Origin of the sequence: Burkholderia cepacia, assembly GCF_001718835.1 — a bacterium.
GTDB lineage: Bacteria > Pseudomonadota > Gammaproteobacteria > Burkholderiales > Burkholderiaceae > Burkholderia > Burkholderia cepacia_F.
In genome coordinates this window covers 1999594-2015454 of sequence record NZ_CP013444.1, presented here as the reverse complement: position 1 = coordinate 2015454, position 15861 = coordinate 1999594, and the positions used below count along the sequence as shown (strand labels likewise).

Genomic DNA, 15861 nt, shown 5'->3' with positions numbered 1-15861 from the left:
TGGACGCCATCAGCGGATCAGTGTCCCCTGGACACCGAAGGGGAACCCTCGGCCACGCCCGGATTTGCCGCCGCCCCCGACGGCGGCGCCGCCGCGCCGCTGGTCGCTTGCGCCGCGCGTCCGGCAGGGGGCATCCCCAACACACCGGAAGCCGCCTTCATATACGCCGGCGCCGGTGCGGGTTTCTTTCGCACGCCCGGCGGCGGCGCCGTCGGCCGCTTTTCCATGTCGGCAAGCATCTGCTGGCATGGCAGGGGCCGGTTGTTGCTCGGCTGAATCAGCGCGATGAGCGACGCGAACGGATTGAGCAACCCCAGTCCGACCACCGCGCCGCCGCGCGCGATCAGAGCGCCCGCCTTCACCCCGACGTGCGGTTGCTTGAAGGACCCGGTGACGTACAGCGGCGAGCGTAGCGATATCACCCGGAAGCCTTTGGTATGCGGGTGTATCCGCAGATTCATCGTCTCGTCGCGCATGTTGATGTTGCCGTCCATGTCGATCACGGCGTCGTCGGTATCGATTGCGAATACGCGCGAATCGAACACGCCGTTGGTCGCCACCAGGTCGGCCGCCGCGCAGTTGATCTTCACGTCCCGCTGGCCGAACAGCTTCTCGTACACCACGTTTGCGACGTTCAGTCCCGCCGCCTCCATCAGCAGCCGGCTGACGGTGCCGTCGGTCACCAATGTCTTCACTTCCCCGTTGGAAGTTGCGGCGAGTGCCGCCGGCGAATTGCCGGTGGCCGATAGCGCGGCATCGCCGTTGATTTCGCCCAGGCTCGTCTGCATCACCGCGAAGGTCGGAAAGAGCTGCTTGAGCCGCAGGTGCCGCACTTGCATCGACACGCGCGCCTTCAGGGGCGCGGCGTTGCCGTCGAGGTGCATCGTCGAGGCGAGGGTGCCGCCGGCGACGTCGAATTTCAGCGGATCGAGCGTCAGCACGCCGTCGCGCAGGATGACGTGCGTGTCCAGCGCGGTGACGGGCAGGTTGACGTTCTTGATGATGCGCCGGCCGGTGAACGTCACGTTCGCGTCGATCGCTTTCCACCGCTCGGTATGGAAGGCCTCGACCGGCACCGCCTTGGCGGCGGGCTGGTGCGCGGCCTCGCCGCGGCGGCTCTTGCTCGCGTTCGAATCCGCGCCGATGATCGGCGCGAGATCGGTGAACTGAAGCAGATTCGACGCGGTCTTGCCGTACAGCACCGGTCTCGGCTCGCGCGCCTCGTAGGTCAACGAGCCGTTCAGGTCGCTGCCGCCCACGCGGCCGGTGAAGTTGTCGTACTTGAAGATGTTCCCCGCTTCGCGAAACTGGCCGACCAGCCGGCCCTCGGTCGCGAACGGCCGCGTTTCCGGCAACGTGACGCCGCCGATCTCGTACAGATGCGCCATGCTGATTCCCGCCAGCCACAGGCGCAAGTCGAGCGCCGCGAGGTGGGCCGGATCGGTCAGCGTGCCGACCAGCGCGATGCGCGTGTCGCCGATGCGCAGGCTCGCCTGCACCGGGAACGGCCGCCGCGCGTCCTGCAACGCAAGCACGCCGCCAACCTTCCCGCTGCCACTCAGCGGCATCGTCCGGTAAGTTCCATCGACGGTCCAGCCGATCGCATAACCCCCGATCGCGCGTTGAACGGAAGGCAAGCCCGCACGGCTCGCGCCCGATGCCGCGGCGGCGCTTGTGGTACCGGAAGCCGCCGGGGGCGCGGCTGCGGAAGGCGAGGGCGCGGGCGCCGCCGGCAATCCGCCGGAGGCCGGGGGCGCGCCTGACGCCTTCGACGCCCCGTGCGCGGTCTTGGCCCGCACCTGTGCGTTGAGCTTCGTTGCGTTCGCGCTGCCGACGACTCCGGCCGATTCCTCGCGCGAGCTTTTCTCCTGCTGCCTGAGCACGTCGCCGAACGGAATCGGCTGGCCGAGCGTATCGATCACCGCCTTCAGGTCGGCGCGCTTGACCTCGTCGTAATAGGCGGCGCGCCCCTTCATGAACGCAATGTCATGCAGGTCGAGCGTCCACGTGCGCGGCCTGGCGGTGGATTTCAGCTTGAACGTCCAGTTCTCGCGCCCGTCCTTCAGGCGTTCCAGATCGACCGACGGATTGACGAGCTCGATCGACGGAATGACGATGCGCCGGTCGAGCAGCGGCAGCGCGGCCACGTCGAAGCCGATGGCGTCGAGCGTGGCGAAGTCCTTCGCGCGCGCCCAGTCTGGGTTCGCGATCACGATGTTGCGCGCGGTGAACCTCGGCCACGGCACCCACGCACGCCACCCATGCTCGAACGGCGGCCGGTGCCAGTCCACGCGCAGGTCCCCGTTGATCGAAAACTGCCGTCCGATGGCTTCGGACACCTTGTCATCGATCCACGGGCGAGCGCGGTTCCAGTCGAACGTCTGGACGAAGACCGCCAGCGCGCCGACCACCACGGCGACAGTCACGATGAGCGCTGCGACGATCTTGCCGAACGGGCGTGCGATGCGCATTGTCCACTCCGGGTTGCCCACGAACGACAGCTACACAGCAATCTGTGTTCCTGCATGCGGGTCAAGAAAAGGCGTTCGACCAATCTGTCTACGCGACCGGGTACGCGGATTGCGCGCCCACTTGTTGCTTCCGCCGGCAGGGCGGCATGAAACGGTCCGCGCTGGAAGCGACCAAGGAGAGACGTGATGCAAAAACGATATCCCGGCCGGCCAACGGACCGACGCGGCCCGCAGAACTGGCAAGAGCGCTACGAACGCGCGTACCGGGGCGCCGGCGAACGCGACGTGCCGAACTACGACGAATCACTGTTGCCGGAGGACGAATACGAGTCCGCATATCGCTTCGAATCCGAACGGACGGACCCGGAGGACTGGGGCCGTGAATGGGGCGGCCGGGCGGATCGCGTACCGTCTGCTCCTGGTCGGCGCGCCTACGGCGCCGATCGCTACGACGGCCGCCAATCCCTGCCGTCTTTCGGCGGCCCGGGCATCGAACGCAGCGTCCCGCGCTGGCGTCGAGGCCCGAAAGGCTATACGCGCTCGGACGAGCGCATTCGCGAGGATGTCTGCGAGCGGCTCGCCGGCGCGCTCGGCATCGACGTGAGCGACGTCAGCGTCACGGTGCAGGATGGCCGGGTCGAACTTGACGGCACCGTGCCGGTGCGCTGGATGAGGCACGGCATCGAGGACATCGCCGATAGCTGCATGTACGTGCGCGACATCGAAAACCGCGTGAAGGTCCGTCGAGCCGAGGACGACGACCGGCCGCAAGTGTTGCGTCCGGATCAACGGACCGTGACGCTGACGCTGCAACCCCGCAGACGGAAACCCGACGACGCCCCGTCCGGACGAAAGCCGCGCCGCTGACATTCGCCTGATAAACCGCGATTGCATCCGTCTGACGCGTGCATGCGACGCCTATGCGCTCGTGCCGGAGAGGCGGCGGGGCGAATTTACAGCGCGGTGATAAAAACGCCCGACGCCCTCGATGATCGCGACGCAACGCCGATGTTGCGGCCGGGGCGCATTCGATGACCGGCAGGCATGGAAATCGCTGCTTCCTGTTCAGCGGCGCGTTCCTCGACGAACCACGCTCGCCATTCCTCCCGCGTTGCTCTTCCGGCTTTTCATGCGGGCGCGGGGCGCCGCATTTCAGGGTGCTGTTGCCATGACATACGATCATTCGTTGCCCGAATTCCCTGGCCGACCTCGCATCGCAGTGTTCCGGGCACTGCAACTCGGCGACATGCTGTGTGCGGTGCCCGCTCTCCGAGCGCTGCGGCGCGGCGAACCCGATGCGCGGATCACGCTGATCGGCCTGCCGTGGGCGCGCGAGTTCGCATCGCGATTCAGCGAATATATCGACGATTTCATCAAGTTTCCCGGTGCGCCGGGCTTCGTCGAGCAAGCCGAGCCCGATGCGGCGCAATCGGAGGCGTTCCGCTCGACATGCGTCGCGCGCGGGTTCGATCTCGCGATCCAGCTGCACGGCAGCGGCGCGCACACGAACGCGATCGTCGCGTCGCTCGGCGCGACGCGCACGGCCGGCTTCGTGCCGGCGAGCGGCCAGGCCGTGGCGCTCGACCACGCGATTCCGTGGCCCGCCGACCAGCCGGAGATCGCGCGCTATCTGCAACTGATGCACAGTCTCGGCTACGACGATTGGGGCGACTTCCTCGAATTCCCGCTCGGCGGCCTCGACCATGCGATCTGGCAGGTGCTCGGCGAGAAGCACGAGCTGAAGCCCCGCCGCTATGCCGTCGTTCATCCCGGTGCACGGATGGCATCGCGGCGCTGGCCGGTCGAACGTTTTGCGGGCGTCGCGCGCTGGCTCGCGGAGCACGGCCTGCAGATCGTGCTGACCGGCACGCGCGGCGAGGAGGATCTCGCGGCCGCATTCGTCGCGAGCCTCGGGCAGCCGTGCGTCAATCTTTGCGGCGGCACGCCGCTCGGTGCGCTCGCGGCGTTGATCGGCCGCGCGCGGCTGCTGTTGTGCAACGACACGGGCGTGTCGCACGTCGCGGCGGCGCTCGGCACGCCGAGCGTCGTCGTCGCATGCGGCAGCGACGTCACCCGCCGGGCGCCGCTCGATGGCGAGCGGCATCGCGTACTGGCGGTCTATCCCGCCTGCCGGCCATGCATGTTCGAAGCATGTCCGTATGAGCACGTGTGCGCGGCGGCGATCGGTGTCGACGAAGTGATCGGCCAGGCCGATCAGTTGCTCGGCAAGGACGGGCGACACGCACGGTGAGCGGCACGCGATTTGCGTCACCGTGAGCGGATCGGCGCAATGCCGGCATGACGAAGGAGGTCAAGATGAACGCAAGACAGTTGCAAACCTGGACCGAATGGCTGAAGCGCCATCCGGCGAAACGGCTCGGCGCGGCGGTCGCGATCACGACGGCCGCGTTCTGTGCCGCCGCCGCCCCGCACGTGGCGGCGGCGGCCGACAACGACGCGTCGTCGGCGCTATCGACGGCCGGCGCCAGGATTCGCGACGCGGCGATCACGACCAAGGCGAAGGCAGCGCTCGTCGGCACGGACAACCTGTCGTCCGGCGACATTCACGTGAAGACGCGGCGCGGCAACGTCGTGCTGACGGGCAGCGTGCCGGACTTGCAGCAGCGCAAGCTCGCGGTCAATACCGTGAAGCAGGTCGAAGGCGTGCGGGACGTCCACGACCAGCTCACGATCCGGCCGAAATGACGGCTGAACTCCGCAGGACGTCCATTCGGTGAACAGGCCCTAACCGGCCGGCGGACAGCGAACGCGCTCGTTCGCCCTGCGACGTCAAACGGGAGCGAAGGGGCACGTGCGGCGCCCGCGACGATGCAGTCGTTGCCCGTCAGCGCGGGCGTTCGTCGCGCCCGGGATAGTTCGGCGGCATTTCGTCGTTCGGCATATCGTGGCCGAACTCGTCATCGTCGCTCCCGTAAGGCGCGCTGCCGGCGTAATCATGGATCGGCCCGGCCCATTGCAGATCGGCCAGCGACGGCCAGTGGTCCTTGTCGAATCCCGTTGCGCTGCGAACCTGTTCGGTCGACGCCGACAACAGGAAGCACTTGCGCTCGGTGTCGAGCGTGAGCGCGTTCCACGGAACCGCGAGCAGCTTGTCGCCGATCCCGAGCAGGCCGCCGCTCGACAGCACCGCATAGGCGACGCGGCCGGAGCGCACGTCGAGCATGATGTCCTTGATCTTGCCGACGTCGTCGCCGTCGGTCGTATAGACCTTGTCGCCTTCGAGCGTGCTCGCGGTCATGAGGTCCGGGCCGGGGCCGCGCGCTGTTTCGCGTCCCTTGCGGATGATGAGGGTTCTGCCTTGGTCGGGTGTGTTCATGGAGATCCTCCGGGCTGGCGCGAACGTTACCCATGCCGGGCGGTGTGTCGCGCGGGGGCGTGTCCAGGCCGGCGTGGCGCGCGGTGCGTCGTCACGTCCGCCTGGGGCTTCGATACGCGCTGGTGCGCGTCGAATCAACGAGCATGTGGCGTGCCTTGGCGCGAAGCGCATTCGGGCATCGTGTCGCCGACTACTTCCGGCCCGGCTTCGACGGATCGATGCGCGTGACGCCGCCGATCGCCGGCGGATCGCTGGCAGGGAACGTGTTGTCGAGCGCGTCGTCGATGTCACGCTCCGAATGGCGAGCCTGAGTGTCGCCGTGATGTTTCCGCGGCGGCGGCGAATGCCGGGTGCGCCGTCCGCGGGCCGGCGCATCGCCGCTGGCGTGTTGGGACTTCGTCATGTCCGTCGCTCCTTCAAGGGGGCATGCGTTCGCAAGTGCAACGGACGTTCCCGCGGGACGGCGTGAGCGCCTTGCGCCGGTTGAAAGTTTTGCAGCGGTCGAAGCAGGTATTTCAACGGCCGGCGGCTCGAAACTGCAGACGTGCGGCTCGGCGACGCGCAGCGCAGGCGGTACGCCGCTTGCGGCTCGACGGGACACCGTGGCGGCCGGTACTTCGACGAGCGTGGCGTTTCCATATCGGGGAACATCCTGGCCAGGCTCATGGGCGGCTACATTTTCTGGAGGACTCCGATGAAACCGAATCTGATACACGGCGCTGCCGCATGGGCGATCGCCGCCGCGTGCGGTGTCGCAGCATGCTCGCATACGAGCCCCTATGGATCGCGTCCCGACGTTGCCTCGCAGCAAGGCGAGCAAAGCGGCGCGATGCAGTCTCCTTCGATGCAAGACCCGAACAGCCGTTACGACACGAGTCCCACAACGAGCGGAACGGCGCCGGCGCCATCGACGGACGAACACCGCAACCCGGGCTCGCAGCCGCCCACGGTTTATTGACGATTGCCGGCGGGCGCGCCGTCGCGCACCCGCCGCCGTTGCCACCGGCGCATCACTGCGGCCCGAGTTCGATGGCCGACGTATCGGCGTCGTTGCCTTGCGCAACCAGCACGTGGATATCGTTCGGCGTCACGTCGCCGACCCCGCCCGACGGAATCGTCAGCAGCAGCCAGTCGGCGTTGTTGTTGATGGTGACCGGCGCGGTCTTGAGGATCGGCGTCTTGCTGCCCGCCGTCGTGACGATCACCTGGTAGCTGCCGCCGTTCAGGTAGATCGAATCCTCGCCGGACGACGGCGACGCGTTCTGGTACGCGGCGCCGCTCAGCGTCGGGCTTTGCGTCGTGATGTCGGTGCCGGGCGGGACGACGTACATGTCGACGTTCTGCGCGTTCGGCGACGCATTGAAGCTGCGCACGCGCGCCTTGTCCGACAGCAGGCCCTTGTCGTACGGATCGTCGATCACCGAGATCAGCGACGTCGTGCTCGGCAGCGCGATCGTCGTGTAGTGATGGCCGTTCGCCGCGCTGAACGATTGCGACGCGACGGTCGAGGTCGTGCCCGAGATGTCGTAGCTCGCGGTCTGCGTGCCCGAGTCGACGTCGTGATAGCGCGTCACGCCCTTGTACGCGACACCCGACTGGTCGATCTTGGCGTTCAGGTAGTAGTCGAGGTTCGGGCCGGCCGGCACCGCGTTGATGAAGCGCGCCTGCGGCTTCGAGATGCCGAGCTCGGTGCCGACGTCGTTGCCGTCGCCGCATGCCGCGAACGCGGAGATCACGGCGCACGCCGCCACAACCATTCGGATGGATGTCATGTCGTCCTCTCGTATGGGGAAACCCGCTTGCCTTGCGCAATCGACGCATGGGCGCGCAAATCGCTACACAGGTTGTTGGTTGGAACGAATGCCGCGATGACGCGACGCGCGCCAGACGGCGCGCCAACCCGCGCATCACCCGTGCCCGCACCGTGAACCCGGATGGATGAGGGATCCGGCTCGCATGGGCCGGGCATGACGGGCAAACTTGCCGATCGCTTGTAAAAAAGTGAGGAAACCGGCCGCGCCGCGAGGGTGCGAACCCGCGCGGGCATCGGCAGGCACACGCGCCGACGCCATTGGCGCGGATGTTGCGTGCCATTCGCACACCGATGCGACGAATAGCAGGAGGGTGTCGATGCCCGTCTCGCTTGCGTTGCAGATGCGACAGCATCTGGCACTTACGCCGAGGCTTCAGCAGTCGCTGCGGCTGCTGCAGTTGTCCTCGCTCGAATTTCAACAGGAATTGCGGCAGGCGCTCGACCGCAATCCGTTTCTCGAGGACGTCCGGACCGACGACGATGACGGCGCGGCGGAACCGTCGTCCGCGGCCGAGGCATCCGAAGCATCCGCGCCCGAAACCGCCGCGCTCGACGGTGCGCAGCCGCCGTCCAACGAGGTCGCCTATACGGCCGAGCCCGCGGCGCGCGGGCCAGGCCGCGCGGACGACGACGCGTCCGATGCGGCGGCCGGCGAATGGAGCGCGGCGGAACCGTCGCTGCATGCGTACCTGCACGACGCGCTGCGGCTCTATCCGCTGAACCGGCGCGATCGCGCGGCGGCGCGCCTGATCATCGACGCGCTCGACGACGACGGTTATCTGCGCCAGGCGCTGCCGGAGTTCGTGCTCGCGGCCGATCCGGCGCTGCTGCTGTCGGAGCAGGATCTCGCGATCGCGCTGCGGCTCGTGCAGATGCTCGACCGCCCGGGTATCGCCGCGCGTTCGCTGTCCGAATGTCTCGTGCTGCAGCTCGACGCGATTCCGGCCGGTACGCCGGCGCTCGCTGAAGCGAAGGCGATCGCGCGCGAGCATCTCGAACGTCTTGCCCATCGCGAGACGGCCGAGCTGCAGCGTCGGCTCGGCTGCGACGCGCCGACGATGCACGCCGCCTGCGCGCTGGTGCGCGGGCTCGACCCGCGCCCCGGCAATCACTACGGCAGCACGCGCGGCGACTACGTGGTGCCCGACGTGATCGTGCGCCAGGTGCGCGACGAATGGATCGTGACGATCAACCCGGCCGTGCTGCCGCGCGCGCGCCTGCACGAGCGCTACGCGACGCTGTTCGCGCAGTCGAGCGGCGAGCGCGATTCGCCGCTTGGCCAGCAGCTGCAGGAAGCGCGCTGGCTGATCCGCAACGTGCAGAAGCGCTTCGACACCATCCAGCGCGTGGGCGAATGCATCGTCGCGCGGCAACGCGATTTCTTCCGCTACGGCGAGATCGCGATGAAGCCGCTCGTGCTGCGCGACATCGCGGAAGAGCTCGACCTGCATGAATCGACCGTGTCGCGCGCGACGGGCAACAAGTACATGGCTACGCCCCACGGCACGTTCGAGTTCAAGCATTTCTTCCCGCGCAAGCTCGAGGCGGCCGGCAAGGGCGTGTGCTCGGCATCGGCCGCGAAGGTGCTGATCCGCGACATGATCGCGGCCGAGCGGCATACCGATCCGCTGTCCGACGTCGCGCTCACGGAGAACCTCGCGGGCCGCGGCATTCTTCTTGCGCGTCGGACGGTGACGAAGTATCGCCAGGCGATGAAGATTCCGCCGGCCGACCTGCGGCGTCGCGAGCCGGCTTGACCCGGGTCTGACTCGCGCCTGACGTTCACGCAATCGAATACGAGCATCGCCATGCCAGCGAAATCCCAGGCTCGACAACGCGCAGCGGGCGGCGCGCAATGGACGATCGACACGCTGCACGCTCGGCTCGAGCGGCTGGCACGCGACCCGTGGGACGGCTATCGCGACGTCCGCCAGCGCGTGACCGCGCAGATGCGCTCGCGGCTCGGGCCGTCGTGACGGATCAGTGCCGGCGCGGGCGCCCGTGATACCAGTTCATCAGCGGCGTCGCGGAGATCCCGTGCGCGATCACCGATGCGGCGATGACCGCGAGCACCGGTGCCGCGAGCGGTCGCACCGCGTCGGCGGGGCCGTGCTCGAGCACGAACGCGAGGTAGTAGAACGAGCCGATGCCGCGAATGCCGAACCAGGCCATCAGCCTGCGCTGCGCGCGCGTGGCGTGTGAGCCGGCGAGCGACAGCACCACCGCGGCCGGCCGCACCACCAGGAACAGCGCCGCGGTCAGCGCGGCCGCCCCCCACGTGAGCAGCGGGCCCGGCAGCGTCGCGAGCACGCTGCCGACCATCGTCATCACGACGGCTTCCGCGATCCGTTCGAGTTCGATCGTGAAGCCGAGCACCGATTCGGCCATGAACGCATGCGCCTTCTCGGGATGCTTCTCGGTGGCGACGACGTCTTCCGAATCGATCTGGCCGATCACTTCGCGCGGCTTGCGGTCGCCGCTCGCGCGGTGTTCGACGCGGCGCATCGCGACGCCGGCCGCGAACGTCGCGATGAAGCCGAACGTGTGCGCGAGCTGCGCGGCGCCGAACGACAGCACGATCAGCGCGAGCGCGAAGAAGCCTTCGAGGCCGAGCGCCTGCGCGTGCCGCGTGCGCAGCCAGCCGATCAGCTTCGTCGTCGCCCAGCCGAGGGCGCCGCCGATCGCCGCGGCGCCCGCGATGCCCCACAGCGTCGCCAGCGCGAAGCCGGCGGACAGGAGCGGCATCCGGTGCGTCGCGTCAGGATTGCCGCACAGGGCGAGCCCCGCGAGCGCGAACGGCAGCGCGATGCCGTCGTTCAACCCGCCTTCGCCGGACAGCGCGAAGCGCACGAGATCGCGATCGCCCGGGTCGTGCACCTGCACGTCGTGCGCGAGCACGGGGTCGGTCGGCGCGAGGATCGCCGCGAGCAGCAGCGCGGGGCCCCAGCCGAGCCCGAGCGCGAGCACCGCGCATGCGGCGAGCAGCGGCACGGTGACGATCATCGCGAGCAAGCCGAGGCGGCACGGCACGAGCCACAGCCGGTCGGTCAGCGGCACGCGCAGCCGCAGCCCGATCGCGAACAGCGACACGAGCAGCGCGATTTCGACGATTTCACGCAGCAGCGGCGCGTCGCGTTCGAGGTCGAGATGCAGCAGGCCGGCGCCGGCCGGGCCGAGCGCGACGCCGAGCACGAGATAGATCATCGCGGTGCTGCACGGCAGGTGGCGCAGCGCCGAGGTGGCGATGCCCATGCCCAGCAGCACCGCGCCGATGATCAGGTACCACAGGGTTTCATGCATGCGCGGTCTCCGTGCAGACGGCCGCGGACCGCGTCAGGGCTTGCGGCCGAAGGCCTCGCGCAGTTTGCGCTTCGCGCGTTCGAGCGTCGTGCGGCGCGTTTTCGGCAGGTTGCGGCCCGCGCGGTTCACGTAGAAGTTCAGCATCGACATCGCCGACTGGAACGGCGACGCCTTGCGGCGGCGGCTGTGTTCGGCCGAACGCTTCAGCGACGCGGCGATTGCCGCCGGGTCGTCGGACTTGAAGATGTCGGGCTCGATGTCGAGCGCGTCGCCGGCACGTGTGACTTCGGCGGACCAGCGCCTGCGCCGTCGTGGATTGGCACTGCGACTACGGCCGGCGCGTCGCGTCAGGCGCTTTCCATGGCCTTGTTTTCCATGGCCTTGCGCTGCTGAAGGATGAGTCATCGATGAGTCCCCGTCGAAGCAGGTGAAACAATCCGGCGCGATGGCGCGCCTCGCCGCATGCAGCAATTCGCATGCCGCACGGCACGGGGCAATGGGCATGATGCTTGCGGGAATCTGAACGGATGCGTGTTTCCAAGGAGGACGTACACGGTGGTATTCGCAATCCGACCCGGACAATGATCGAGCGCCCCTGGCGCGTCGACAGAGGCACTGCACGATGCGCCGCCGACGGAGGGATCGTTCGGTCAACTCAACGGAGAACATCATGCATTCGAATGCCGAAAGGGAACTCGACACAACCGTCCGCTTCGACCCGGAGACGGGCACGATCACTTTTCATGCGGCGTGGGCCGCCGCGGCTCATACCGCGTCCGGCGGCTCTCCCGGTCCTGCAATCGACGTCGTATTCGATTGCTGGGTGATGGAGCGCTATGCCAATCTCGATGCCGCCGCACGCGGGCGCGTCCATGCACTGCTGCACGACGCCGTGGAGCAGACGGTCGAGTGCCTGCCCGAGCAAGCGGACGCGTGCAGGCTGACCGTCGAAATCACCGATGCGCTGCTTGATGTGGCGACCCGCCTGCATTGACGACACTCGGCCGTCGCGCATTACATCCGATTGAAAAGAATTCACGCTGTTCCGTTCGGGGTGCGATGACGTGCATTACGTCACCGCGACCGTCCCAGGCGGGGCCGGCACGCGCATGCGCGCGACGAGCGGGTAGTGATCCGACGCGCGGCGGGCGCGTGCGGAGCGATGCACGGCCACGTCGACCAGCAGCTCGCCCGGATGGACCCAGATCCGGTCCAGCGAGAACACCGGCCACACGGTCGGGAACGTGCGGGGCGCAGGCGCGCGCCGGAACCGCGTCACCAACGTGCGCAGTGCGCGGCCGCGCACGAACCATTCGTTGATGTCGCCGAGCAGGATCACCGGCATCGCGCCCGTGTCGAAGGCCGCGAGCAGCCGCTGCACCTGCGCGCTGCGTTCGCTTGCCGACAGCCCGAGGTGGGTCGCGACCACGCGGATCGTGCCCGCGTCGCAGTCGATGTCGGCGTCGAGCGCGCCGCGCGGCTCGCGCGGGTGGAACGACAGGTCGAGCGTGCGTGCCGCGCGGATCGGGCAGCGCGACAGCACCGCGTTGCCGTAGCGGCGCTCGGGCGTATCGATCGTCACGCCGGCCGCCGCGTTCAGGCCGGTGGCCGCGCGCAGGTGCGCGAGCACGTCGGGCGCGCGCGTGCCGCCGAGCGGCACTTCCTGCAGCGCGATCACGTCCGCGTCGAGCTCGTCGATCACCGCGGCGATGCGGTCGGCGGCCGCCGCATGCCAGATGCCGAAGCCGCCGCGAATGTTGTAGGTCGCGATCCGCAGGTCGCGCGCGCCGGGCGGGCGCGGCGGGCTTGGGGAAGGGGCTGCGGCACTCATTGCAGCCGCCGCAGGATTCGCACCAGCAGGACCGACGCGCCGATGAGCACGGCGCCGATCGCGGCAAGCCACGCGAATGCCGCCGGCCCCGGATGCGCGAGCGCGGCGCCGAGCTGGTGGGCGAACGTGACGGTCAGCGCGATGCCGGGCAGCATCCCGATTGCCGTACCGACCACGAAGTCGCGCAGCCCGATGTGCGACGCCCCGGCGACGAGGTTCACGACCGCGAACGGGGCGATCGGCAACAGGCGCAGCACGGCCATCGCGACGATGCCGCTCCTGCCGAGATGCCGGCTCAGCCGGTTCGCGCGGGCGCCGGCCAGCCGGCGCACCGCGTCGCGCCCGAGCCAGCGGCCGAGCCCGTAGGTCGCGACGGCGGACGCCATCGTGCCGATGGCCGCATACGCGAAGCCCGGCCATGCGCCGAACACGAGCCCCGTCGCGGCGATCAGCAGCGTGATCGGCACGGACAGCGTTGCCGCGACGACGTATCCGGCCAACAGGATCGCGGGCGCGACCGGCAGGCGCGCGATGCGCAGCGCCGCTTCCGACAGCGTCGCGACGTTCACGTGCGCGGCCAGCGGCGAAAAGCGCCACGCAGCCGCGAGCGCGGCGACGAGCAGCACGACCGCGCCGAGCACGACGAGACGCGCGCCCAGCGAGCGGCGCTGTTCCAGCGGCACGAATTCGCGGACGAACCGCGCCGGTTCGATCGGCTGTTCCGGATCGAGCCGCGCGCTGACGGGCACGAGCGCGTCGAGTTGCGGCGCGACGGCCGGGTCCAGCGGCAGCAGCGTGCGGCCGCGCGCCGCGCGCAGCCGCTCGATCGCTTCGTTCGGCCGGTGCGCGAGCGCCAGCGCCTCGGCGACTCGCTCGACGGTCGTGCCGAGATGCTCGGCGAGCAGCCGGTTGCGCGTGTGCGCGATCGCCGCGCGGATGCGTGCATCACCGGCCGCGACGAGCGCGACGCAGCATTCGGTGTCGAGCAGCATCGAGCGGTTGTTCAGGTTCGCGCTGCCGATCATGAGGCATTCGTCGTCGACGATCATCACCTTGCTGTGGACGTTCACCCAATCGCGGTCGAGACCGTCGACGTGCGGGTACAGCAACCGGTAGCGGCCGAAACGGTCGGCCGCGACGAGCGAGGCATGCAGGCGCGCGCGCAGCACGCCCATCGTCGCTTCCTGCAGCCAGCCGCTCTGCACGCGCGGCGCGACGACCGTCACGTCCGGCCCGTGCACGTCGGCGAGGCGGGCGGACAGCGTCTCGCGGACCACCGCCGCGGTGAAATACTGGTTCTCGACGTACAGGTGCCGGTGCGCCGCGCGGATCGTGTCCTCGACGAGCGCGCGCACGTGCCGCACCGGTTCGCGGCCGCGTTGCGCCGGCGCCGTATAGGCGACACCGACGCGCACGTCACGCACGTCGACCGGCGTGCCGGGCGGCCACGGGTCGCCGTCGTCGTTGCGGCGCCGCTGCGCGCGGATCGCGACGCGGCGCCCGCATGCGTAACGCCAGCGCTGGCGCGCCTGTTCGCCGATCGCGGCGGCCGCGTCGCCGTCGAACATCGCCTGCACGTCGTGGAACGGCCCGTACGGCATGCCGTGCTCGTCGCGGCGGCGCGGGTCGCCGGCCGCGTGCGCGGGCGTGTCCCAGCGGGCGCGCGTCAGGTCGAGCCCGCCGACGAACGCCAGCCGGTCGTCGATCGCGACCAGCTTCTGGTGATGCGAGGCGCCGCGCGGATGCGTGTCGTCGAGCCGGAACACGATGCCGCGATGCGCGCGCCAGCCGGCGCGATACACGGGCGGCCAGTCGCGCTCCAGCGCGTAGATCATCGCGAAGTCCCAGGCGAGCACGTAGATGCGCAGGCGCGGACGGGCCGCCGCGAGCGCGCACAGAAACGCACCGAGCGGCTCCGGAAAGCCGTCGTTCGCGCCGTCGGGCGCGAGCCGCATCCGGCTGTCGACGTCCCAGCCGACGATGAACACCGTATGGCGCGCGCGCAGCAGCGCGGCGCGCAGCGTCGAGAAGTATGCGTCGCCGTCGACGAGCATCGCGAAGCGGTCCGCGTGGCGGATCGCGTCGCAGTTGCGGCCGCGTTCGAGCAGGCCGTGACGCTGCGCATCGCGCCGGGCGTTGCGCGTTTCGGCGCCGTGATCCGGGTGTCGCGATTGCGTCGCGGACGTCATGACGCGTCTTCGCCGTCGCCGTGGAGGTGTTGCAGCAGCGCGTCGCAGCGTGCGCGCAAGGCTTTCAGTTGCGGCGCGTCCAGGTTGGCAGGGCTGCGGCCGCCGTCCTCCCGGTCGTCGCGCGCGGTCGCCATGTCGTAGATGTCGTGCGAGAGCGTCACGGATGCCGCGCCGATCCGGACCCGTTCAAGCCAGTCGTATTCGATCCGGTGGTATGACAGCCAGGTGCGCATGGTCGCGACGATCACATCGGGCGGGAGCCAGCGGCCGGTCCGGATGCGGGCGGCGAGCTGGTTCGTCACGAGATGGGCGAGCAGGTCGAATCGGGTCATGCGAGCCTCCTTGGGTGCCGGCCCGCATATTGCGTTCCCGCTGCGTTCCGTCGCAGCGATCGGCCGGGCCGCCGGCACGGCCGCGCGCGTTACAGCGCTGTTGTAAAAAAGCGCACGCGCGCGCGACGTGCGCAACCGTCCGGCTTTGGCGGCAGGAAGCTTGCTTCAAAGCGGGTGGGGCCGCGGCGCATGCAGTGTCAGGGAGGAGCCCACGGCCCCCGTCGGGCATCGCAGCGCAAGGAACGCGAACATGAAGCGCGTTCGGCCCGCGCGCTTCGTCGACGGCTGCCCGGGCGGCGAAGGTGCATTCGTCGCCGGCGCGTGAAGTCGCGACGCGGCGTGCGCAGTTCAATGGATACGTCCGCCGAACAGCCCGAGCATCCCGATGACGATCAGGTAGATCGCCACGATGAAGTTCAGCAAGCGGGGGACGATGAGGATGAGGATGCCGGAGATCAGCGAAACCATCGGGCCGGCGCTCGTGAGAATGTTCATGGTTCGTCCTCCGCAAGATTGACAATGCGCGGGCACAGCCTGCCGCCGTCAACGCGCTGTCCGCGAGCGCGAACGCATAAAGGGGCGCAAGCG

At 69.1% G+C, this 15861-nt stretch carries 16 protein-coding genes; 6 read left to right on the top strand and 10 right to left on the bottom strand.

Annotated elements, in window-relative coordinates:
* Positions 1–17: 17 nt before the first annotated feature.
* A complete protein-coding gene (locus WT26_RS28935) occupies positions 18–2471 on the bottom strand; it encodes an AsmA family protein (RefSeq protein ID WP_069274562.1) in 2454 nt (817 codons plus the stop codon).
* Between the two features lie 186 nt (positions 2472–2657).
* On the opposite strand from WT26_RS28935, the gene WT26_RS28930 reads away from it, so the two are divergent.
* The 3 genes from WT26_RS28930 (at position 2658) to WT26_RS28920 (ending at position 5177) form a co-directional block, all read left to right on the top strand.
* Positions 2658–3338, top strand: a complete 681-nt coding sequence (locus tag WT26_RS28930; protein WP_069271353.1) for a BON domain-containing protein — start codon at positions 2658–2660, stop codon at positions 3336–3338.
* 301 nt (positions 3339–3639) lie between these two features.
* Positions 3640–4722 (top strand): glycosyltransferase family 9 protein, encoded by a 1083-nt coding sequence (locus WT26_RS28925; RefSeq protein WP_069274561.1) that lies wholly within the window; start codon positions 3640–3642, stop codon positions 4720–4722.
* A gap of 65 nt (positions 4723–4787) precedes the next feature.
* On the top strand, positions 4788–5177 hold the full coding sequence (locus tag WT26_RS28920) for a BON domain-containing protein (RefSeq protein ID WP_059713555.1): 390 nt from the start codon (positions 4788–4790) through the stop codon (positions 5175–5177).
* Positions 5178–5316: 139 nt separating this feature from the next.
* Here the strand turns inward: WT26_RS28920 and WT26_RS28915 are convergent, their stop codons facing one another.
* The 3 genes from WT26_RS28915 to WT26_RS28905 form a co-directional block, all read right to left on the bottom strand.
* Complete coding sequence (locus WT26_RS28915) at positions 5317–5808, bottom strand: PRC-barrel domain-containing protein (protein WP_069274560.1); 492 nt, start codon at positions 5806–5808, stop codon at positions 5317–5319.
* Between the two features lie 190 nt (positions 5809–5998).
* Entirely contained in the window at positions 5999–6211 is a 213-nt protein-coding gene (locus WT26_RS28910) for a hypothetical protein (protein ID WP_069271352.1), read from the bottom strand.
* Positions 6212–6818: 607 nt separating this feature from the next.
* Positions 6819–7580, bottom strand: a complete 762-nt coding sequence (locus WT26_RS28905; RefSeq protein WP_069274559.1) for a DUF4397 domain-containing protein — start codon at positions 7578–7580, stop codon at positions 6819–6821.
* Positions 7581–7938: 358 nt separating this feature from the next.
* Between WT26_RS28905 and WT26_RS28900 the strand changes: the two genes are divergently transcribed.
* Both WT26_RS28900 and WT26_RS37745 read left to right on the top strand, forming a co-directional pair.
* The gene (locus tag WT26_RS28900; protein ID WP_069274558.1) at positions 7939–9378 is read left to right on the top strand and encodes an RNA polymerase factor sigma-54; all 1440 of its coding nucleotides are present in this window, start codon (positions 7939–7941) and stop codon (positions 9376–9378) included.
* Positions 9379–9429: 51 nt separating this feature from the next.
* Positions 9430–9597, top strand: a complete 168-nt coding sequence (locus WT26_RS37745; RefSeq protein WP_155774703.1) for a hypothetical protein — start codon at positions 9430–9432, stop codon at positions 9595–9597.
* Between the two features lie 4 nt (positions 9598–9601).
* Here the strand turns inward: WT26_RS37745 and WT26_RS28895 are convergent, their stop codons facing one another.
* Together WT26_RS28895 and WT26_RS28890 are read right to left on the bottom strand one after the other, a co-directional pair.
* Complete coding sequence (locus tag WT26_RS28895) at positions 9602–10921, bottom strand: cation:proton antiporter (protein ID WP_069274557.1); 1320 nt, start codon at positions 10919–10921, stop codon at positions 9602–9604.
* Positions 10922–10954: 33 nt separating this feature from the next.
* Positions 10955–11326 carry a DUF3175 domain-containing protein gene (locus WT26_RS28890; protein WP_069274556.1) on the bottom strand — a complete coding sequence of 124 codons (372 nt, stop codon included), beginning with the start codon at positions 11324–11326 and terminating at the stop codon, positions 10955–10957.
* 265 nt (positions 11327–11591) lie between these two features.
* Between WT26_RS28890 and WT26_RS28885 the strand changes: the two genes are divergently transcribed.
* Complete coding sequence (locus tag WT26_RS28885; protein ID WP_059632994.1) at positions 11592–11915, top strand: DUF3022 domain-containing protein; 324 nt, start codon at positions 11592–11594, stop codon at positions 11913–11915.
* Positions 11916–11990: 75 nt separating this feature from the next.
* Here WT26_RS28885 and WT26_RS28880 read toward each other — a convergent pair whose 3' ends face one another.
* From WT26_RS28880 to WT26_RS36580, 4 genes are all read right to left on the bottom strand, one after another.
* On the bottom strand, positions 11991–12752 hold the full coding sequence (locus WT26_RS28880) for an endonuclease/exonuclease/phosphatase family protein (protein ID WP_069274555.1): 762 nt from the start codon (positions 12750–12752) through the stop codon (positions 11991–11993).
* Positions 12749–14941 (bottom strand): VTT domain-containing protein, encoded by a 2193-nt coding sequence (locus tag WT26_RS28875; RefSeq protein ID WP_069274554.1) that lies wholly within the window; start codon positions 14939–14941, stop codon positions 12749–12751. The genes WT26_RS28880 and WT26_RS28875 overlap by 4 nt, the downstream gene beginning before the upstream one ends.
* Entirely contained in the window at positions 14938–15273 is a 336-nt protein-coding gene (locus WT26_RS28870; RefSeq protein ID WP_069275184.1) for a hypothetical protein, read from the bottom strand. Before WT26_RS28870 ends, WT26_RS28875 begins: the two co-directional genes overlap by 4 nt.
* 348 nt (positions 15274–15621) lie before the next feature.
* Positions 15622–15768, bottom strand: a complete 147-nt coding sequence (locus WT26_RS36580; protein ID WP_080406608.1) for a DUF3096 domain-containing protein — start codon at positions 15766–15768, stop codon at positions 15622–15624.
* Positions 15769–15861 lie beyond the last annotated feature (93 nt).